We start from the raw sequence: 19,343 nt of genomic DNA on the forward strand, positions 1-19,343 counted from the left end.
GCGACGCGCTCGGGTTCCGCGCAGTCGAAGGTGACCTGGACCTGTCTGATCGGTGGCATGGGCGCACCGTAGCAGCGGGGTTGTGTTGCTCAGTTCCTTTTTTGATCCGCACGTTGCAGGGGGTACGGCCCCTACTCAGTTCCCGCCGTCCGAGGTAGCTTCTCGGGCACCGACGCCTGGTTTTCTGGCGTGCTTGTCTGTGAGAGGCGTCTGTGCAGCTGGGGCGATCACCGCTGAGGAACGTAGCCCACGGAGGTACCGCGGCCGCATGCCCATCCTCAGCCACTGGCCGACCTGGACTCCACGTGCCTTGTAGTCGGCGGGGTGCTGGTGCTCTCGGCCTGCTCCCGATTCGTTGGCGAGTACGGCTTGACCTTCGCTGATGGGGGCCAGGAGGTCCCGGACACGATGGCTGGGGTTGCCGACGCACACTCGCGGCGGCCGCGGCCGCACTGCGAGGATCGGTGAAGCGGGGTTCGTGGGTGAAGCGCTCGAAGAGCGCACGGCATCGTGCCGGGCGATCAGCGATGCCCGCATGTCCATGACGCCGTCTCATCCCGGGCCGCTCGGGGAGCCACCGGTACTGGAACGTCGGAGTGGCCTTCCCCTCGCCGTACACAGAGCCACGCGAAGAATGGACTGCTACGCCCCCGCCCAACGTCTTGTCTCTGCGAGGCACGGCTGATCCACATGTGCTCAGCCACAGCAGCGGTGTCGCGCAGATCCCCCTTCGCCCGCTCAGCCGACTTCCCCCACAACACCCCAACATCCGTCATCCCGCCCACCGTTCACCCTTCGCTCCTGCAATGGGGCGGAGCCACCGACCTACCGTCCCCAAGAAGCTGACAGTGAGTCAAGATACGAGAAGAAGACGTCAATACAACCAAACGAAAACGGCCCACCCCCCGAACAAACCCCCAGCTCAACAAGTGTCGTCCCCGCGAGCGTGGGGGTGTTCCGCCGGTCACCTCCCATTCGGCGGAGTCGAGCTGATCGTCCTCGCGAGCGCGGGCACGGTGGAGATGTTGCACCCACCAGGCGACCTGGCCGGCCAGCGCGTGTGCGACCAAGAGGACGTCACTGGGCGGCAGTTCGGAGCTGGACGTGTCCACCACGGCGTCCCACGGTCCCGTCGCCCCGAGGCGCGCAAGGTCCGCCGGTTGCGTCCGATTGACGTGGACCGTCGCCACGTCGGAGGCGTCGGGACCGGACCGCCCCCGGTTGAACGTCGCCACCCCTCCCAGCCCCGTCGCCGTGCGCCAGCGGCAATCTCCTTGCCGAGGAACCACGTTCCGCCCAGTACGAGAACGCACATGCGCCCGATCATCCCGCCTGCCATCAGGGCATTCCCGGAGGTGACCGCGCGCCAAATGTGTTGATCTTGCAGCACCCGCACCCCCTACACTCCGCCCACATGACGACCTCGCCCCACGCCTCCCTCCGCCCCTTCCGCGTCGCCGTCCCCGAAGCGGACCTCGACGACCTGCGGCAGCGGCTCGACCGGACCCGGTGGCCGGATGAACTGCCGGGGGTGGGGTGGGAGTACGGGGTGCCCGGGGACTATCTGAGAGAGCTCGCCGGGTACTGGCGGCACACGTACGACTGGCGCGCCGCCGAGGAACGGCTCAACGCGTGGCCGCAGTTCATGACCACCGTCGACGGCGCGGACATCCACTTCGCGCACATCCGGTCCCCCGAGCCGGATGCCACGCCGCTGATGATCACGCATGGCTGGCCGGGGTCCGTCGTGGAGTTCGAGAAGGTTGTCGGGCCGCTCACGGATCCCGTGCGGTACGGCGGTGACCGGGCCGACGCGTTTCATCTGGTGCTGCCGAGCATTCCGGGGTTCGGGTTCTCCGGGCCGACGCGGGAGACCGGCTGGGAGTACCGGCGGGTGGCGGCCGCGTTCGGGGAGCTGATGCGGCGGCTGGGGTACGAGCGGTACGGGGTGCAGGGCGGGGACTGGGGGGCGGCCGTCTCACGGGAGTTGGGCCGCATCCGCCCCGGGGAGGTGCTCGGCGTGCATCTGAACCTGGTCCCCGGGGCCGCCGCGACCGCCGAGCCGACCGAGGAGGAACTCGCGCCGCTCAGCCCCGCCGAGCGCGAGCGCACCCGGGCGTCCTGGGAGAGGACACGGGCGTGGAACCGCGACCGGCAGGGCTACGCCGACATCCAGTCCACCCGCCCGCAGACGCTCGCCTACGCCCTGACCGACTCCCCGGTCGGCCAACTGGCCTGGATCGCCGAGAAGTTCAAGGAGTGGACCGATTCCCGCGACCGTCCCGAGGACGCGGTCGACCGGGACCACCTGCTGACCAACGTGATGCTCTACTGGCTGACCGGCACGGCCGGTTCGTCCGCGCGCCTCTACTACGAGCGGGCGCACGCGGACTACTGGGGCGCCCCTCCAGAGCCCTCCGAGACCCCCACGGCGGTGGCGTTGTTCCCCCGGGAGAACTTCATCGTCCTGCGCCACATCGCCGAGCGCACGAACAACATCGTCCGGTGGACGGAGTTCGACCGCGGAGGCCACTTCGCCGCGATGGAGGAGCCCGACCTGCTCGTGGAGGACATTCGGAGCTTCTTCCGGGACCTGAGCGGCCGGTAGACGGAGGGGGCGCGTTCCGGGAAACGAGTTCCCGGAACGCGCCCCCGTCCCACTCAGCGCCCGTCCGTGAACACCTCGCCCCTCTCCGCCTTCTCCACCAACAGCGCGGGCGGCGCAAAGCGGTCGCCATAGCGCTCCGCCAACTCCCGCGCCCGGGCCACGAACCCGGGCAGGCCGCCCTCGTACCCGTTGATGTACTGGAGGACACCGCCCGTCCAGCCGGGGAAGCCGATGCCGAGGATCGAGCCGATGTTGGCGTCGGCGACGGACGTCAGGACGCCCTCCTCCAGCAACCGCACGGTGCCGGGGCCGACGGGACCGCGAAGGCGGGCGGGGCGAAGCCGGGGGCGGCGGTCGGCTGCGCGGGGGCGGCCGGGGCCTCCTCCTCCAGCACCTCGCCGCCGAAGTTCTTCAGCAGCGCGTCCAGGCCGCCGTCGAAACCCTGGCCGACCGCGGCGAACCGCCAGACGTCCTTGAGGTAGATGTCCCCGAGCATCACGGCGCGTTCGGTGGAGAACTCGGCGCCGGTGAAGGCGTACCGCGCGACCTCCTCGCCGCCCGCCACGATGCGCAGATAGCCGGGGGCCACCTGGGACATCTGGCCGTCGCCGTCGATGGTCGCCGTGAAGGACAGCTTCTGGATCTGCGGCGGAATCCGGTCCAGCGTGACCCGGAAGGACTCGGTGTCGCCCGCCTGGGCGCCGAGGAGCTGGATGGACTCCTCCGGCGACTTCGGCTGGTTGAAGAAGACGAAGTACCGGTCGTCGGAGAGCCGCTCGTCCGCGTCCAGTCCGAAGCAGCTGATGTCGAAGCTCAGTCCGGGAGCGGAGATCTGCACACCCACGTACAGATCCGTGCCCGCCGTCAGGTCACTGATCCTGGCCTTGTGGCCGCGTTGGAATTCCCTGGTCATGCGTAACGACCGTCCCCCATCCGGAATGCGAGTGCGTCGCGCCAGGCTAACGTCACACACCGACAATGGGCGTAGCCGGTACGGAACCGGTACACAGCCGCGTCCGGCTTCTCACACGCGCCGTTCACTCACCGCGCGCGCCGGGGACCTGCGGAAGGCGGGCGGCCGCGACGACTCCTTCGAGATAGCCGCGGGCGCGCTCGGTGCGCGGATAGGACTCCAGCAGCCGCCAGAAGTCGGGGCCGTGACCGGGCACCAGCAGATGCGCCAGCTCGTGGCAGAGCACGTAGTCGATGACGTACTCCGGCATCCCCTTCAGCCGGTGCGAGAGCCGGATGCTGCCCTCGGCCGGGGTGCACGAGCCCCAGCGGGTGTTCTGGTTGGTGACCCAGCGCACGGAGGCGGGGCGGGCCCGGCCGTCGAAGTACTGCGCCGACAGCCGCTCGGCACGCGCGGTCAGTTCGGCGTCGCCCGGCACCCGCTTGTTCTCCTGGGCGGCGAGCTTGTCGAGCATGACGGTCACCCAGCGCCGCTCCTCCGCCTCGGACATCCGGGCGGGGATGAGGATGACGGTGCGGTCGCCCTCGCGGTACGCGGAGACGGTGCGGCGGCGCCGGGCGCTCCGGCGGACCTCGATCGCACGCGCCGCCGTGCCGTCCGGCGTCTGCTCCGGCGCACCGCGCGGCGGCTGTCCGGCGCGGGGGGACGGTTCGGCGGGCACGCCTCGACGTTACCCGCTGGGCCCCGCCGAAGTCCCCCTCCGGGCGGCCGGATACCGCCCCTCCGTCGGCCGGTCATCCCTTATGCGTACTTTGTCCACTCGGGGTCGGGGGCGGCCCGCTTGCGGAATGCTTGTACGACCATCACTCCGTGCCTGTGGACAACTCGCGGCACGCTTCCGGGAGTCCGGCCATGCTGGCGTTCGAAGGCGGAGCCCGGCCGGGCCCGCCGGGACCGATGTGTACGACGCGAAGGGTGACGGGGGTCTGTGATGCATCCGATGGTGAAGCCTGCGCTACGGCAGGGCTGGCGCGATCTCAACACCGTGCAGTTCGGCATGACTCCGGCGCACGCGATCACGCTGGGCCCGGTGGACCCGGCCACGGGCAGCTTCCTGCGGCTGCTCAACGGTGCGCGGGGGCTGCCGCTGCTGCGCGAGGAGGGGCGCCGTATGGACCTGGCCGACGGGCAGGTGGACGCCCTGTTGCGACGCCTCGGCCGGGCGGGGCTGCTCGACGACATGCGAGGCGGTTCGCCGGACGCGGAGGCGCTGCGGGAGAGAGGGGACACCCTGGACCGGCTACGGCCCGATCTCGCCTCGCTGTCACTGTCCACGTCCGAGCCGGGCGCCGCCCTCGGGCTGCTCGCCGCCCGCCGCTCCCTCCGGGTGCGGGTGCACGGCGCGGGACGGGTCGGGGCGGTGCTGGCCGCGCTGCTGTCCGGCGCCGGGGTGGGCGAGGTCGACGTGCGGGACGTGGGGCGCGTGGAGCCGTGGGACGTGGCACCGGGCGGGCTGCCGGCCGAGTCGGTGGGCGAGCGGCGGGACGAGGCGGCGCGGGCGGCCGTGCGCCGCGCGGCCCCGGACCGCCCGCCGCGCCGGGCCCGCGCCTCCCCGCTCACCGAGCCCGCGACGGCGGAGGCGGGTCTGTCCCTGGTGATCGTCGCGCCGCGCGACGAGGTGGCCGTGCACGCGCCCGACCCGTTCACCACCGAGCGGCTGATGGCCTCCGGGACACCGCATCTCTACGCCGGGGTGGTGGAGGGCACCGCTGTGGTCGGGCCGCTGGTCCTGCCCGGGGAGACGAGCTGCGCGGGCTGTCTGCACGAGGACCGCACGGACGGTGACCCCGCGTGGCCGCGCCTGGTCACCCAGTGGCGGTGCGGTGCGGCACGCCGGGTGGGCGCCTGTGATCTCACGCTGGCCGTCGCGGTGGCCGGACTCGCCGCCGCGCACGCCCTCACCTTCCTCGACGGCGGCTCCCCGTCCAGCGCCGGGGCCCGCTGGGAGGCGTCCCTGCCCGCTCTGACCTGGCACTCTCGACCGATCGCCCCGCACCCGGCATGTGCGTGCGGCGCACTGGAGAAAGGAAAAGGGAAGGGAAAGGGAGCCGTAAGGGGGGAGCACTCCTCGGCCAGGGGGGTGCCGCGCGCGACAATGGCGGTGCAACGGCCGTCGGCCGGGCGACGACGCGAGTCGGGCGCGGCGGGGCCGACAGGGACTTGGAGGGCGCATGTCTGATCTTCCCCGGAAGGCGGTCACCCGGACCGCCAAGCTCGCCGCGCTCCCGCTCGGCTTCGCCGGCCGGGCGACGTGGGGGCTGGGCAAGCGGATCGTGGGCGAGTCGGCGGAGATCGTCGGCCGGGAGCTCCAGCAGCGCACGGCCGAACAGCTCTTCAAGGTGCTCGGCGAGCTGAAGGGGGGCGCGATGAAGTTCGGGCAGGCCCTGTCCGTCTTCGAGTCCGCGCTGCCCGAGGAGGTCGCCGGCCCCTACCGTGCCGCGCTGACCAAGCTCCAGGAGGCCGCGCCGCCGATGCCGACCCGCACGGTGCACGCCGTGCTGGAAGAGCGGCTCGGCCTGGAGTGGCGGGAGCTGTTCCTCGAATTCGAGGAAAAACCGGCGGCCGCGGCCTCCATCGGGCAGGTCCACCGGGCGGTGTGGCACGACGGCCGCGAGGTGGCGGTCAAGGTGCAGTACCCGGGCGCGGGCGAGGCACTTCTCTCCGACCTGAGCCAACTCAGCCGGTTCGCACGGTTGTTGGGCCCGCTCATCCCCGGAATGGACATCAAGCCGCTGATCACGGAGCTGCGGGACCGCGTCTCAGAGGAGCTGGACTACGCGCTGGAGGCGCAGGCGCAGGCCGCGCACGCGGAGGAGTTCGCGGACGACCCGGACGTGGTGGTCCCGGCGGTGGTGCACCAGTGCGAGCAGGTCCTGGTGACCGAGTGGATCGACGGCATCCCGCTCTCGGAGATCATCTCGGACGGCACCCCGGAGCAGCGCGACCGTGCGGGGCAGTTGCTGGCCCGTTTTCTCTTCTCCGGCCCGGCCCGCACCGGGCTGCTGCACGCCGACCCGCACCCGGGCAACTTCCGGCTGCTGCCGGGCGGCCCCGAGGGCGAGGACGACTGGCGCCTGGGCGTGCTGGACTTCGGCACGGTCGACCGGCTCTCCGGCGGGCTGCCCCTGCCGATCGGGATCTCGCTGCGGCTGACGCTCGACGGTGACGCCGACAGTGTCTACCGCCTGCTGTGCGGGGAGGGGTTCATCAAGGAGTCCATCGAACTGGACCCCGACGCGGTGCTCGACTATCTGCTGCCGATCATCGAACCGGCCCGGGTGGACGCCTTCACCTTCACCCGCTCGTGGATGCGCGGCCAGGCCGGCCGGGTCGCCGACCCCCGCTCCCCCGCCTACCAGCTCGGCAAGCGGCTCAATCTGCCGCCCGCCTACCTCCTGATACACCGCGTGACCCTCAGCACCATCGGCGTGCTCTGCCAGTTGGGGGCGACGGTGCGGCTGCGGCAGGAGTTGGAGGACTGGCTGCCCGGGTTCGTTGAGGACGGAACCCTCGAAGAGGACTTCGCGGAGGAGGAGTTGGACGGGGAGGAGTTGGACGGAGAGGAAGTGGACGGGCGGCTCGTCGTCAAGGAGTTCACCACCAAGACGTCCGCCAGGGAGTCCGCCGACGAGGAGGACGTGCCGGAGGCGCCCGCGGCCGAGGCGTGACGGACACGCCGCGGGGGCCGGTCCGTTCGACGGACCGGCCCCCGCGGGGAGAAGGTTCCGCCTCCCCGGGAGGGGAGGCCACCGCTTCCGGTGTGCTGCTTCAGGTGGCGCCTACTGCATGACGGCCATGGCGAGCGCGCGCCGGGCCAGCAGCGAGGCACGCTCCGCCCGGCGCTGCATCCGCCGGGCGGCGGCCAGGCGCACGGCCTGCCGTTCCCGCTCGGCGTCGTGCATGCGCTCGTGCATATGCGCGCGGGCCAGGGCTTCTTGCATGAGTTGCATCTCTCGGTTCCTGTTCTTCTGGCGCGAACCGGTCACGCCGTGGGTGGTGAGGTCTGAGGTCGCGGAGCGGGTGGGCTCGCTGGTGGACGGCTTCATCGGGGCCTGCTTCATGGGGTCGTGCGTGAGAGGGCGGTCGATCGTTCCTGGGGTGTTCATGCCGTGACCGGGTTCTTGCGCGGGCGGCCACGCGGCCGCTTGCGGGCCACGACGACCCCCTGGACGAACAGCTCCCCGCCCCAGACACCCCACGGCTCGCGCCGCTCCTTGGCCCCGGCGAGGCAGGCCTCGACCAGCGGGCAGGTGCGGCAGAGGGACTTGGCGTACTCCACGTCCGCCGGGGACTCGGCGAAGAAGACCTCCGGGTCGTAGGACCGGCAGGGTACGGGGGTGCCGAGGCTCTCGATGGCGTCGTCGAGCGCGGTCAGCGCGGTGAGGGGGAACAAGGCGGGGTCCTCCGTGGGGCCGGGCGGGGGGAGCGTTTGTGAGGGCGGTACGGACGGGGCGTGCGCTTCGAGTTGCACGGGGTGTCTTCCTCGTCTTTTTCGTTCCGGCCGGTTGACCGGGTGTCGGCTGGGTACCGGGTCGTTCCTTGTTCCCGAGGCCCCTTCGCTCCGTCGACCCCGTTCGGGGAAAACAGAAGGGCCGCGGTTCCCGGGTGGGGTTCCGCGGCCCTGAAGGCGCCGGCCTGATCGACTGTCAGGCTGGATCACTCCAGGGTTCTGGCCCACGGAAGGCCCACATCAGGTGGTGCTGCGTCGTCTGCTGCTGGAATCCGGCACCGGCCGCGAAGGCATAGGCGTGTGCCTGTGCCTCTACCGCTTCCAGTGCCTTGGTCGGTCGCTCATTCCGCTCGCGGACAGGGAGATCCGCGAGGGACAGGGCGGAGGCGGGGCGGACGGCGGGAATGCCGGACACACCGGTGCCCTGGGTAAAGGCGCCGAACATGCACAGGGAGACGGTCGAGCGATCGGTCATTTTGGCCGAGCTGCTGATGATGCTGGTGTTGATGCTGATCACGGGACTCGCCTCCTTTCGGCGCCTTGGGGGACCGGTGAACCGGTCCGTCGGATATGTAAGTACAGCACGGAATCACAGCCTCCGAGAAGGCCGCCGTTTCCGTGTCTAGAACCTATGGGGATTCGCGGGGCGTGCGCAAACTATTTTTTCGACGAGTTCGCATCAGTCGTCAACGCGCGTCGTCCGCCGCGTTCGACGGGTCGTTCCGCCCCTCGTTCAGGGATTCGTTCTCCGGCTCCGGCGCGGCCTCGGCGCCCGCGCAGATGGCCAGGACGTCGGCGCCGTAGCGGCGCAGTTTGCGGTCCAGGACGCCGGGGATGCGGGACAGTTCGGCCGGGGTGTCCGGGCAGGTCTCGGCGATGGCGATGAGGGTGCGGTCGGTGAAGACGCAAAAGTCCGGCTGTCCGCTGAGCCCGGCCTCGGCCGCGCGCCATTCCCTGAGCCGTGCGTACAGCCCCTCGTCCATGTCGGAGGGGCAGTCCTCGCAGCGCATCAGCTTCATCTCGCCCGCGTCGATGAGCGTGCGGCCGCAGACCCGGCAGCGGGCCGGGGTGCGCTGCGTACGCCGGGGGACGGCCATGAGGCCGCCGACGGTGCCGCTTCTCGTGCCACCGCCGGTGCCGCGTTCGATGCCGCCGAGGGCGCCGGTCCCGGTGCGGCCGACGGTGGGCGTGGTGCCGGGGCGCAGCCCGTCGAGAAAGCGGCTGGGTCTGCGGTTCGGACGGCCCCCGGGGGCGCGGGAGAGGGACCAGGAGAGGTGGAGCCGTTCCCGCGCGCGGGTGACGCCCACATAGAGGAGACGGCGCTCCTCCTCGATCTGCTCGTCCGTCTTGGCGTAGGTGATCGGCATCATGCCCTCGGCGACACCGACCAGGAAGACGGCGTCCCACTCCAGGCCCTTGGCCGCGTGCAGGGAGGCGAGGGTGACGCCCTGGACGGTGGGGGCGTGCTGGGCACCGGCCCGCTCGTCCAGCTCGGCGACGAAGTCGGCGAGGGCGGCGCCGGGGTGGGTGGCGGCGAAGTCCTGGGCGAGGTGGGCGAGGGCGGCCAGCGACTCCCAGCGCTCGCGGGTGGCGCCGGAGCCGGCCGGGGGCTGGGCGGTCCAGCCCTCGCCGGACAGCACGGCGCGCACCTGGGAGGGCAGGTCGACGGCCTCGTCGAGGAGGGAGTCGTTGCCGCCGAAGCGGGCGGCGGCGCGCAGGGCGACCCCGGCCCGGCGCACCTCGGGCCGGTCGAAGAAGCGCTCGGCGCCGCGCAGCTGGTAGGGGACTCCGGCATCCGCGAGCGCCTGCTCGTAGGTCTCGGACTGGGAGTTGGTGCGGAACAGGATGGCGATCTCGGCGGCCGGGACGCCCGCGTCGATCAGCTCGCGGATGCGGCGGGCGGCGCCCTCGGCCTCGGCGGGCTCGTCGGTGTACTCGACGTAGACGGGCTCGGGTCCGGCTCCGCGCTGGGAGACCAGCTCCAGGCGGTGGTCGGCGGCACGGCCGTGGGCCTGGGCGAGGAGGCCGTTGGCGAGGCGGACCACCTGGGGGGTGGAGCGGTAGTCGCGGACCAGCTTGACGACGGTGGCGCCGGGGTGGCGCTCCCGGAAGTCGAGGAGGTGGTCGGGCGTTGCTCCCGTGAACGAGTAGATGGTCTGGCTGGCGTCCCCGACGACGCACAGGTTGTCGCGGTCGCCGAGCCAGAGCTCGAGCAGGCGCTGCTGGAGGGGGCTGACGTCCTGGTACTCGTCCACCACGAAGTGCTGGTACTGGGAGCGCACCTGGTCGGCGATGTCGTGCCGGTCCTGGAGCACGGCGACGGTGAGCAGCAGCACGTCCTCGAAATCGATGACCGAGCGGGCGCTCTTCAGGTTCTCGTAGGCCGTGTAGAGGTGGGCGATCTCGGCCGGGTCGCGGGGGGTGTCACGGCCGGACTTCGCGGCCGCGTACGCGTAGTCGGCGGGGACGGTCTGGGTGACCTTGCACCACTCGATCTCGGCGGTGGCGTCCCGCAGCTCACTGCGGTCGAGGCGGAGCCCGCAGGCGGTGGCCGCGTCGGCGACGAGCTGGATCTTGCGCTCCACGAGCCGGGGCAGTGAGCCGCCGACCGCCTTCGGCCAGAAGTACTGGAGCTGGCGCAGGGCGGCGGAGTGGAAGGTACGCGCCTGCACGCCCTGGGCGCCGAGCTGGCGCAGCCGTCCGCGCATCTCGCCCGCGGCGCGGTTGGTGAAGGTGACGGCGAGCACGCTGGAGGGCTGGAGGATGCCCGCGCGCACGCCGTAGGCGATGCGGTGGGTGATGGCGCGGGTCTTGCCGGTGCCCGCTCCGGCCAGGACGCACACCGGCCCGTGCAGTGCGGTGGCGACCTCGCGCTGCTCGGGGTCGAGCCCTTCCAGCACCGCGTCGGCCGAGTCCGGTGTCCGCGGGAAGAGGGGGGAGTGCGTTGCTGCTGTCACACAGCCATGCTGCCAGGTCGCCCGGGACGACCGCGCCCGTTGTCCACAGGCGGGGCCCTGCGGTCGTACTAATGCGGCAGGTGTCACAGTGGGCGGCACGGTGCCGGGAATTACGCTCCGCTTTCGCGCGTTGCCCCACTGCACGAACCCCCTTCCCGAGCTGCCTGAGGAGCGCGAGAGACCATGCAGGGCACTGTGACGATGTACAGCACGACGTGGTGCGGCTACTGCCGTCGGCTGAAGAGCCAGCTGGACCGCGAGGGCATCGGTTTCACCGAGATCAACATCGAGCAGGACCCGGAGTCCGCCGCGTTCGTGGAGAAGGCCAACGGTGGCAATCAGACGGTGCCGACCGTGCGCGTCGTCCCGGCCGCCGGTGGCGAGGAGGTCGTGATGACGAACCCGAGCCTCGCCCAGGTGAAGCAGGCGCTGGGCGCCTGACCCGGGGCGCAAGAGTCGTAAGAACATACGAGAACCCCGGCCATCCCCGCAGAGGGCGGCCGGGGTTCTCGCATGTCCGCACGGCGTCTAGAACGCGCTCCGCGTCGGCAGCGGCTTGCCGTACCACATCTCGATCAGGCGGGCGGCGATGGAGATGCCGTAGGGCGGCAGGACCTCGCCGGACTCGAAGGCCTCGCCGAGTTCCTCGCGGGAGAACCAGCGGGCCTCCTCGATCTCGTCGCCGTCGGCGTCGATCTCGGTGGAGGTGGCGTGGGCGAAGAAGCCGAGCATGAGGCTGGACGGGAACGGCCAGGGCTGGCTGGCGACGTACTCGACGCGGCCGACGGTGATGCCCGCCTCCTCGAAGACCTCGCGGCGCACCGACTGCTCGATGGACTCGCCGGGCTCCACGAACCCGGCGAGCGTGGAGAAGCGGCCCTCGGGCCAGTGGACCTGGCGGCCGAGCAGGATGCGGTCCTGCTCGTCGGTGACGGCCATGATCACGGCCGGGTCGGTGCGCGGGTAGTGCTCGGCGCCGCAGGCCGGGCAGCGGCGGATGTGCCCGGCGGCGGCGATGACCGTGCGCTCGCCGCAGCGGGAGCAGAAGCGGTGGGTGCGCTGCCAGTTCTCCAGGCCGACCGCGTGCACCATGAGCCCGGCGTCGCGCGGGGAGAGCAGCAGGCCCGCCTCGCGCAGTCCGGCGGGGCGGGCGGACTGGTCGATGCGGCCGGGCAGTGAGTCCTTCTGGAGGGCGAAGTAGCTGACGCCGTCCTCGTCCTCGCCGAGGAAGTAGCGGTGGGCCTCGGTGAGCGGCGCCTCGAAGGAGGGCGTCATGACGAGTTCGGTGCGCCCGTCGGGCGTCTCGTCGATGAGGACCTGGCCGCCGGAGACCACGAAGCAGCGGGTGGAGGGGTGGCTCCAGGCCGCCGCGAGCCAGGCCTCGTCGAGCCGGTGGTGGGCGGCGCGGTCGATGCCGCTCGGGGCGGTGAGCGAGATGGGTCGGTCGGCGGTGTGGTCGGTCCAGGTGGTCACGGGTGCTTCCAACTCCCCCAATGGAACGGTTCGGTTCGGCGGGCGGTTCGACGGGACATAGGGCGCGGGGCACCGGCTGGGGTGCGGTGGGGCGGTCGGGGCGTTCCTTCCAGTGTGCCCGGCGCGGGCGGACGCCCGGTGCCGCGGCCGCCGGTCAGGGGGCGTCCCCGCTCTCGGCGGTCTCGGCGTTCCCGGCGTTCTCGGCGAGGTCGCTCCACAGGTAGGCGGTGGTCTCGACGCCCTTGAGGAGGAGGTCCAGCTCGACCTTCTCGTTCGGCGCGTGCCAGCCGTCCGAGGGGATCGAGATGCCGAGGAAGAGCACCGGGGCGCCGAGGACCTCCTGGAGGTCGGCGGCGGGGCCGGAACCGCCCTCACGGGTGAAGCGGACCGGCCCCTGGAAGGCGCGCTCCATGGCGCGTACGACGGAGCGCAGCGCGGGGTGGTCCAGCGGGGTCAGACACGGGCGCGTGCCGGGGCTGAAGCGGATGTCGAGCTGGATTCCGGCGGGCACCTGGTGGGCGGCCCAGGCGCGGACGGCCTTCTCGACCTGGCCGAGGTCCTGGCCCGCGACCAGCCGGAAGGACAGCTTCACCATGGCCGAGGACGGGATGACCGTCTTGCTGCCGGCGCCCTGGTAGCCGCCGCCGATGCCGTTGACCTCGGCGGTCGGGCGGGCCCAGATGCGCTCCAGGGTGCTGTAGCCGGTCTCGCCGTGGGTGGCGTGCGACTTGGCGGTGCGCAGCCAGCGCTCCTCGTCGAAGGGCAGCTCCGCGAACAGTTCGCGCTCGCGGTCGGTCAGCTCCACCACGCCGTCGTAGAAGCCGGGGATCGCCACGCGGCCCTCGTCGTCGTGGAGGGCGGCGACCAGGCGGGCGACGGCGGTGGCCGGGTTGGGCACGGCTCCGCCGAACGAGCCGGAGTGGATGTCCTGGTACGGCCCCTCCAGGCGGATCTCGCACTCGGCGAGCCCGCGCATCCCGGTGCAGACGGTGGGGGTGTCGGCGGACCACATGCCGGTGTCGGAGACGATCACGACATCGGCGGCGAGCCGGTCGGCGTGCTCCTCGACCAGGGCGCGGAAGTGCGGGGAACCGGACTCCTCCTCGCCCTCGACGATCAGCTTCAGGTTGACGGCCGGGGTGGTGCGGCCGGTCGCGTCCAGGTGGGCGCGGACGCCGAGTGTGTGGAAGAACACCTGGCCCTTGTCGTCGGCGGCACCGCGCGCGTACAGCTTTCCGTCGCGGACGACGGGCTCGAAGGGCTCGCTGTCCCAGCCGTCCTCGCGGGCGGCGGGCTGCACGTCGTGGTGGCCGTAGACCAGGACGGTCGGGGCGTCGGGGTCGTCCGAGGGCCACTCGGCGTACACCGCCGGGGCGCCGGGGGTCGGCCAGACCTCGGCGACCGGGAAGCCGGTCTCCTTCAGCGCGGCGGCGAGCCAGTCGGCGCTGCGGCGCACGTCGTCGGCGCGCTCGGGCTGGGCCGACACCGAGGGGATGCGCAGCCACGCGGCGAGGTCGTCGAGGAAGGCGGCGCGGTGCCGCTCGATGTACGCGTGGACGGCGCTGTCCGGGGTCTGGCTCATACGCACGAGCCTATCGGCCCGCGCGGACATCCTCTCCGGGCGGTTCGTCACACCCGGCTTCCCCGACCGGCCCTTTCGCGCCGCCGCTCTCCCCGTCACGCTTCCCGTCGCTCTTCCCGCCCTCGGGCGTCCGCGCGTCCCCGCCGAGCAGCCGCTCCAGCTCCGCGCGGCCGGGCAGCTCCGCCGGACGGACGACCTCTCCGGTGCGCACGTACAGGAACGCGGCCGTGACCGACTCGGGCGGCACGCCCTGCTGCTCGGCCCAGGCGAGCCGGTAGACGGCGAGCTGGAGCGGGTCGGCGCTCTGGCTGCGGCCGGTCTTCCAGTCGAGGATCTCGTACGTCGCCGCGTCGCCCTCGCCGTCCTTGTAGACGGCGTCGATGCGCCCGCGTACGACCCGGCCCGCGAGCGAGAGCTGCACGGGGACCTCGGCGCGGTACGGGGTGCGGTGGGCGTACTCGGTGCGCTCGAAGGCGGCCTTCAGCTCCTCCAGGTCCGCCTCGTCCGCGATCTCGGCGTCGGCGCCGGGCAGCTCGTCCGGCTCCAGCATGGGCAGCGTCAGCTCCTCGAAGCGGGCCTCCACCCAGGCGTGGAACCGGGTGCCTCGGCGTGCGGCCGGGCGCGGGGGGCGCGGCATGGGGCGCGCGAGTTCCTGCGCGAGCCCGTCCGGGTCCTCCGCGAGCTGGAGCACCTGGGTCGCGGTGAGCGTGGCCGGCAGGGGTACGTCGGTGACGGCGCGCCTGCTGCGCAGCAACTCGGCGGCGAGCGCGTCGAGGTCGCGGTCCCAGGAGGCGAGGGTGCGGGCCTCCTCGGGGGTCAGGGGGTCGTCGAAAGCCGGGGGCTCCTCGGAGATCGTGGGTTCCCCGGGGGCGGGAATCTCCTCGGAGATCAGGGGGTTCCCGGGGATCTCCCCCAGGGGTCCGGTGTCCTCGGGGGCGGGGGCCTGGTGCGGGATCAGGGGGCGCTCGGTGCTCAGCCGCTCCCAGTCCTCGGGGTCCTCGGGGCCCGGCCCGTAGGGGTCGTCCGCGTACAAGGGCTCGTCGTACGGGGGCTCGTACGGCGGCTCGTCGTACGGCTCCTCGTCCTCCGGTGCCGTCGGCCACTCCGGGTCCTCGTACGCCACCGGCGGCCCGTCCGGGGCGTTCAGGTGGGCGCGGACGACGCGGGCGGCCTCCTGGCGGCGGTCGTAGGCGGCCCGGTCCAGCGGGAGCGGCCAGACCAGGTCGTCGTCGGCCGTGTGCAGGGCGGGGTTCTCCTCGCCCTCGGCGGGTTCCTCCGCCCACGCCTCGGTCTCGCCGTACCCGGCGGCGCAGTGGTCGTGCAGGGCCTTGAGGAAGTCGGAGGGGCCGCGCGGCTTCTGCTGGCTGGGCCCCCACCAGTGGCCGGAGCCGAGCAGGAGGGAGCGGGGGCGGGTGAAGGTGACGTAGCCGAGGCGCAGCTCCTCGGTGTGCTGGTGCGCCTTCATGGACTCGTGGAAACCCTTGATGCCCTTGGCGTCCCAGGAGTCCACGTCGGGCAGCGTGTCGGTGTCGCCGCGCAGGGCGTGCGGGAGCACCTTGGCCTGCGCGGTCCACTTGTCGCGGCCCTGGGTGCTGGGGAAGGTGCCGGTGACCAGTCCGGGGACGGCGACCACGTCCCATTCCAGGCCCTTGGACTTGTGCGCGGTGAGCACCTTGACGGTGTTCTCGCCGCCGGGGAGGGCGTTGTCGAGCCCCTTCTCGTACTGCGCGGCGGTGCGCAGGAAGCCGAGGAAGGCGAGCAGGGTGGCCTCGCCGTCGCCCGCGGCGAAGGAGGCGGCCACGTCGAGGAAGTTGGCGAGGGTCTCGCGGCGGCGGGCGGCGAGCGCGTGCGGGGAGGCCGACAGCTCCACCTCCAGGCCGGTGACGGCGAGGACCCGGTGCAGGACGTCCATGAGCGGGTCGGACAGGGAGCGGCGCAGGTCGCGCAGTTCGGCGGCGAGCCGGGCGAAGCGCACGCGCGCGTCCGGGGAGAACGGCAGCTCGTCGTCCTCGGTCCCCGCGTCCAGGAAGGTGTCCAGGGCGTCCGCGAGCGAGGTGACCTCGGCGGGGTCCACCCCCTCCACGGCCTGGGCGAGCCTGCGGTCGGGATCGTCGTCGCCCGCGTCCGTGTGGGCGACGAGCAGCCGGGCGCGGCGGCCGAGGAGGGCAAGGTCGCGGGGGCCGATGCGCCAGCGCGGGCCGGTCAGCAGGCGGACCAGGGCGGCGTTGGCGCCGGGGTCCTGGAGGACCTCGCAGACGGCGACCAGGTCCGCGATCTCGGGCAGGTGCAGCAGCCCGGACAGGCCGACGACCTCGACCGGCACGTCCCGGGCGACCAGCGCGCCCTGGATCTCCGCGAAGTCGCCCGCCGTGCGGCACAGGACGGCGATCTCGCCGGGCGGGGTGCCGGTGCGGACCAGATGGGCGAGGGAGTCCGCGAGCCAGGCGATCTCCTCGGCGTGGGTGGGCAGCAGGGCGCAGCGGACCATGCCGTCGCGTTCGGCGCCCGGTGCCGGGCGCAGCGCCTCCACACCCTCGTGCATGGCGCGCAGGGGCGCGGCGAGGCCGTTGGCGAGGTCGAGCAGGCGGCCGCCGCTGCGGCGGTTCTCGCTGAGCGCCCGGCGCCCGGCGGGGGTGCCGTCGGCGTGCGGGAAGTGCTCGGGGAAGTCGTCCAGGTTGGCGACGGACGCGCCGCGCCAGCCGTAGATGGCCTGGCAGGGGTCGCCGACGGCGGTGACGGGGTGGCCGGTGCCCGCGCCGAAGAGCCCGGCGAGCAGCACGCGCTGGGCGACGGAGGTGTCCTGGTACTCGTCCAGGAGGACGACCCGGAACTCCTCGCGCAGCACGCGGCCCACCTCGGGGATGCCGGCGAGGCGGGCCGACAGGGCGATCTGGTCGCCGAAGTCGAGGAGATCGCGTTCGCGTTTGGCGGCCCGGTAACGCTCGACGAGCGCGGCCAGTTCCCGGCGGGCGGCGAGGGTCTCGGGGACCTTGCGCAGGTCGGCGTTGCTGAGCTTGACACCCTGGAGCGTCTCAAGGAGCCCGGCGTCCCAGGCACGCAGGTCCTCGGGGTCCACGAGGTGTTCGGACAGCTCGGAGTCGAGCGCGAGCAGATCGCTCACCAGGTCCGCGAACGAACGGGTGAGCGCGGGGTACGGGCCCGGGGCCTCGCGCAGCACGCGCGCGGCGAGCTGGTAGCGGGTGGCGTCCGCGAGCAGCCGGGAACTGGGTTCCAGGCCGAGCCGCAGACCATGGTCGGTGAGCAGCCGTCCGGCGAAGGCGTGGTAGGTCGAGATGACCGGCTCGCCCGGCGGGTTGTCCGGGTCGATGGCGTCGGGGTCGGTGATCCCGGCCTTGACGAGTGCCTTGCGGACGCGCTCGGCGAGTTCTCCGGCCGCCTTGTTGGTGAAGGTCAGGCCGAGCACCTGCTCGGGCGCGACCTGCCCGGTGCCGACCAGCCAGACCACGCGCGCGGCCATCACCGTCGTCTTGCCCGAACCGGCCCCGGCCACGATCACCTGCGGGGCGGGCGGCGCAGTGACGCAGGCCAGCTGCTCCGGGGTGAAGGGGATGCCGAGCAGCTCCTTGAGCCGTTCGGGGTCGGTGATACGCGCGGACATTCGTCAGAGGCTAGCGGCGGCCACCGACAGCCGGGCGCGCGGGACGACGTATGCGCAGGTCAGGAGGTGCGTGCAGTGCCGTACGTCACTCCGCGCGCCGTCACTCGATCACGTGCCGTCCCTCGGGGCGGGCGCTGCACGAGGCGCGGAAGTCGCAGTGGGTGCACTGGCGGCCGGTGGCGGGGGTGAAGCGTTCGTCCAGGACCTTTCCGGCGGCGGTGGCCAGCAGGTCCCCGACCCACTCCCCCGAGAGCGGTTCCTGGGTCTGCACCTTGGGCTGGGTCTCGCCGCCGTCCTTCCTGGCCGCGCCCAGCCGGAGCTGGACGAGTTCGGCGCCGCCGGGCTCGGGGCGCGTACCGCCGAAGGCGTCGTCCACGGCGCCCTCGGCCACGGCGAGCTGGTAGACGGCGAGCTGGGGGTGGTGGGCGACCTCGGTGGAGGTGGGGGCGTTCTTGCCGGTCTTGAAGTCGACGACATAGGCGCGGCCCGCGCCGTCCGCCTCCACGCGGTCCATCTGGCCCCGGATGCGGACCTGGTACGCGCCCGCCTCCAGGGTGACGTCGAAGTCCTGCTCGCTGGCGACCGGGGTACGGGCGGCGCGGTCCAGGACGTGCCAGTTCAGGAAGCGTTCGAGCGCCGCGCGCGCGGTGTCCTTCTCCTGCGCGGACTTCCATGGCGCGTCGAAGGCGAGCGCGTTCCACACCGAGTCCAGGCGCTCCATGAGGACGTCGAGATCGGCGGGGGTACGCCCCGAGGCGACCTCGTCGGCCAGGACGTGCACGACGTTGCCGAAGCCCTGGGCGACGGTCGCGGGCGCGGCGGCCTTCACCTCGCGGCCCAGGAACCACTGGAGGGCGCAGGTGTTGGCGAGCTGGTCGAGGGCGCTGCCGGAGAGCACGACGGGCTTCTCGCGGTCGCGCAGCGGCACCTTGCTCTCGGTCGGCTCGTACGTGCCCCACCAGCGGTCGGGGTGCGCGGCGGGCACCAGGGGGCGGCCCTCGTCGTCGCTGAGCGCCGCCAGGCGGGCCAGACGGCGCGCGGCCGCCTCCCTGAGGGCGGGCGAGGCCGCCGGGTCGACGGTGGTGGCGCGCAGCTCGGCCACGAGCGCGGACACGGACAGCGGGCGGCGCGGGCGCCCGGTGACGTCGCGGGGCTCGGCGCCCAGCTCGGTCAGGAAGCGGGAGGGCTGGTCGCCGTCGTCGGACGCGCCCTTCACGGCGGTGACGACGAGCCGGTCACGCGCGCGTGTGGCGGCCACGTAGAACAGCCTGCGCTCCTCCGCGAGCAGCGCGCCCGGGGTCAGCGGCTCGGCGAGTCCGTCCCGGCCGATACGGTCGGCCTCCAGGAGGGAACCGCGACGGCGCAGGTCGGGCCACACACCCTCCTGGAGCCCCGCGACGACGACCAGGCGCCACTCCAGACCCTTGGAGCGGTGCGCGGTCATCAGGCGCACGGCGTCGGGGCGTACCGCGCGGCGGGTGAGCGTGTCGGCGGCGATGTCCTCGGCCGCGAGCTCCTCCAGGAGGTTGAGGGCGCCGCGTCCGCCGACGCGCTCCTCCGCGCGCGCGGCGGTGGCGAACAGCGCGCACACCGCGTCCAGGTCGCGGTCGGCGTTACGGCCCGCCGCGCCGCCGCGCCGGGCGGCGCGCTCCAGTCGGCTGGGCCACGGGGTGCCGTTCCA

At 72.7% G+C, this 19,343-nt stretch carries 13 protein-coding genes and 2 pseudogenes; 4 read left to right on the forward strand and 11 right to left on the reverse strand.

All coding sequences use genetic code 11. The features are described 5' to 3' along the window. Positions 1-1,414 precede the first annotated feature (1,414 nt). Positions 1,415-2,608 carry an epoxide hydrolase family protein gene (locus tag GTW40_RS17765; protein WP_161181183.1) on the forward strand — a complete coding sequence of 398 codons (1,194 nt, stop codon included), beginning with the start codon at positions 1,415-1,417 and terminating at the stop codon, positions 2,606-2,608. A gap of 53 nt (positions 2,609-2,661) precedes the next feature. Here GTW40_RS17765 and GTW40_RS17770 read toward each other — a convergent pair. The 3 genes and pseudogenes from GTW40_RS17770 to GTW40_RS17780 all read right to left on the reverse strand — a co-directional run. Further along, positions 2,662-2,910, reverse strand: a pseudogene (locus tag GTW40_RS17770) (3-hydroxyacyl-CoA dehydrogenase); the annotation flags it as partial. Next, positions 2,907-3,521, reverse strand: a pseudogene (locus GTW40_RS17775) (TerD family protein); the annotation flags it as partial. The pseudogenes GTW40_RS17770 and GTW40_RS17775, both read right to left, overlap by 4 nt. A 124-nt stretch (positions 3,522-3,645) precedes the next feature. Then, complete coding sequence (locus tag GTW40_RS17780; RefSeq protein ID WP_161181187.1) at positions 3,646-4,242, reverse strand: M48 family metallopeptidase; 597 nt, start codon at positions 4,240-4,242, stop codon at positions 3,646-3,648. A gap of 270 nt (positions 4,243-4,512) precedes the next feature. On the opposite strand from GTW40_RS17780, the gene GTW40_RS17785 reads away from it, so the two are divergent. Together GTW40_RS17785 and GTW40_RS17790 are read left to right on the forward strand one after the other, a co-directional pair. After that, entirely contained in the window at positions 4,513-5,760 is a 1,248-nt protein-coding gene (locus GTW40_RS17785; RefSeq protein WP_161181188.1) for a TOMM precursor leader peptide-binding protein, read from the forward strand. Further along, complete coding sequence (locus GTW40_RS17790) at positions 5,753-7,249, forward strand: AarF/UbiB family protein (RefSeq protein ID WP_237525566.1); 1,497 nt, start codon at positions 5,753-5,755, stop codon at positions 7,247-7,249. Before GTW40_RS17785 ends, GTW40_RS17790 begins: the two co-directional genes overlap by 8 nt. Positions 7,250-7,360: 111 nt before the next feature. Here GTW40_RS17790 and GTW40_RS17795 read toward each other — a convergent pair whose 3' ends face one another. The 4 genes from GTW40_RS17795 to GTW40_RS17810 all read right to left on the reverse strand — a co-directional run bounded on the left by GTW40_RS17795 (position 7,361) and on the right by GTW40_RS17810 (position 10,988). Further along, positions 7,361-7,687 carry a hypothetical protein gene (locus GTW40_RS17795; protein WP_161181189.1) on the reverse strand — a complete coding sequence of 109 codons (327 nt, stop codon included), beginning with the start codon at positions 7,685-7,687 and terminating at the stop codon, positions 7,361-7,363. Then, entirely contained in the window at positions 7,684-8,052 is a 369-nt protein-coding gene (locus GTW40_RS17800; protein WP_161181190.1) for a WhiB family transcriptional regulator, read from the reverse strand. The genes GTW40_RS17795 and GTW40_RS17800 overlap by 4 nt, the downstream gene beginning before the upstream one ends. A gap of 175 nt (positions 8,053-8,227) precedes the next feature. Then, a complete protein-coding gene (locus tag GTW40_RS17805) occupies positions 8,228-8,548 on the reverse strand; it encodes a hypothetical protein (RefSeq protein WP_161181191.1) in 321 nt (106 codons plus the stop codon). A gap of 169 nt (positions 8,549-8,717) precedes the next feature. Then, the gene (locus GTW40_RS17810; protein ID WP_343245730.1) at positions 8,718-10,988 is read right to left on the reverse strand and encodes an ATP-dependent DNA helicase UvrD2; all 2,271 of its coding nucleotides are present in this window, start codon (positions 10,986-10,988) and stop codon (positions 8,718-8,720) included. 183 nt (positions 10,989-11,171) lie between these two features. On the opposite strand from GTW40_RS17810, the gene GTW40_RS17815 reads away from it, so the two are divergent. After that, on the forward strand, positions 11,172-11,429 hold the full coding sequence (locus GTW40_RS17815; RefSeq protein ID WP_161181192.1) for a mycoredoxin: 258 nt from the start codon (positions 11,172-11,174) through the stop codon (positions 11,427-11,429). A gap of 87 nt (positions 11,430-11,516) precedes the next feature. Here the strand turns inward: GTW40_RS17815 and nudC are convergent, their stop codons facing one another. The 4 genes from nudC to GTW40_RS17835 all read right to left on the reverse strand — a co-directional run. Beyond that, positions 11,517-12,461: an NAD(+) diphosphatase gene (gene nudC, locus GTW40_RS17820; protein ID WP_161181193.1), complete on the reverse strand. Its 945-nt coding sequence runs from the start codon at positions 12,459-12,461 to the stop codon at positions 11,517-11,519. Between the two features lie 154 nt (positions 12,462-12,615). Next, positions 12,616-14,043 carry a dipeptidase gene (locus GTW40_RS17825; protein WP_161181194.1) on the reverse strand — a complete coding sequence of 476 codons (1,428 nt, stop codon included), beginning with the start codon at positions 14,041-14,043 and terminating at the stop codon, positions 12,616-12,618. 10 nt (positions 14,044-14,053) lie between these two features. Further along, complete coding sequence (locus tag GTW40_RS17830) at positions 14,054-17,662, reverse strand: ATP-dependent DNA helicase (RefSeq protein ID WP_161181195.1); 3,609 nt, start codon at positions 17,660-17,662, stop codon at positions 14,054-14,056. A gap of 100 nt (positions 17,663-17,762) precedes the next feature. After that, positions 17,763-19,343: PD-(D/E)XK nuclease family protein (locus GTW40_RS17835; RefSeq protein ID WP_161181196.1), on the reverse strand; the 1,581-nt coding region annotated here is incomplete at its 5' end.

This window comes from Streptomyces sp. SID4985 (genome assembly GCF_009863025.1).
Classification (GTDB): Bacteria; Actinomycetota; Actinomycetes; order Streptomycetales; family Streptomycetaceae; genus Streptomyces.

Coding starts and splice junctions, on each gene's coding strand:
- GTW40_RS17830 (WP_161181195.1), bottom strand. CDS start 17,662: ATGTCCGCGCGTATCACCGACCCCGAACGGCTCAAGGAGCTGCTCGGC.
- GTW40_RS17765 (WP_161181183.1), top strand. CDS start 1,415: ATGACGACCTCGCCCCACGCCTCCCTCCGCCCCTTCCGCGTCGCCGTC.
- GTW40_RS17815 (WP_161181192.1), top strand. CDS start 11,172: ATGCAGGGCACTGTGACGATGTACAGCACGACGTGGTGCGGCTACTGC.
- GTW40_RS17785 (WP_161181188.1), top strand. CDS start 4,513: ATGCATCCGATGGTGAAGCCTGCGCTACGGCAGGGCTGGCGCGATCTC.
- GTW40_RS17795 (WP_161181189.1), bottom strand. CDS start 7,687: ATGAACACCCCAGGAACGATCGACCGCCCTCTCACGCACGACCCCATG.
- GTW40_RS17790 (WP_237525566.1), top strand. CDS start 5,753: ATGTCTGATCTTCCCCGGAAGGCGGTCACCCGGACCGCCAAGCTCGCC.
- GTW40_RS17825 (WP_161181194.1), bottom strand. CDS start 14,043: ATGAGCCAGACCCCGGACAGCGCCGTCCACGCGTACATCGAGCGGCAC.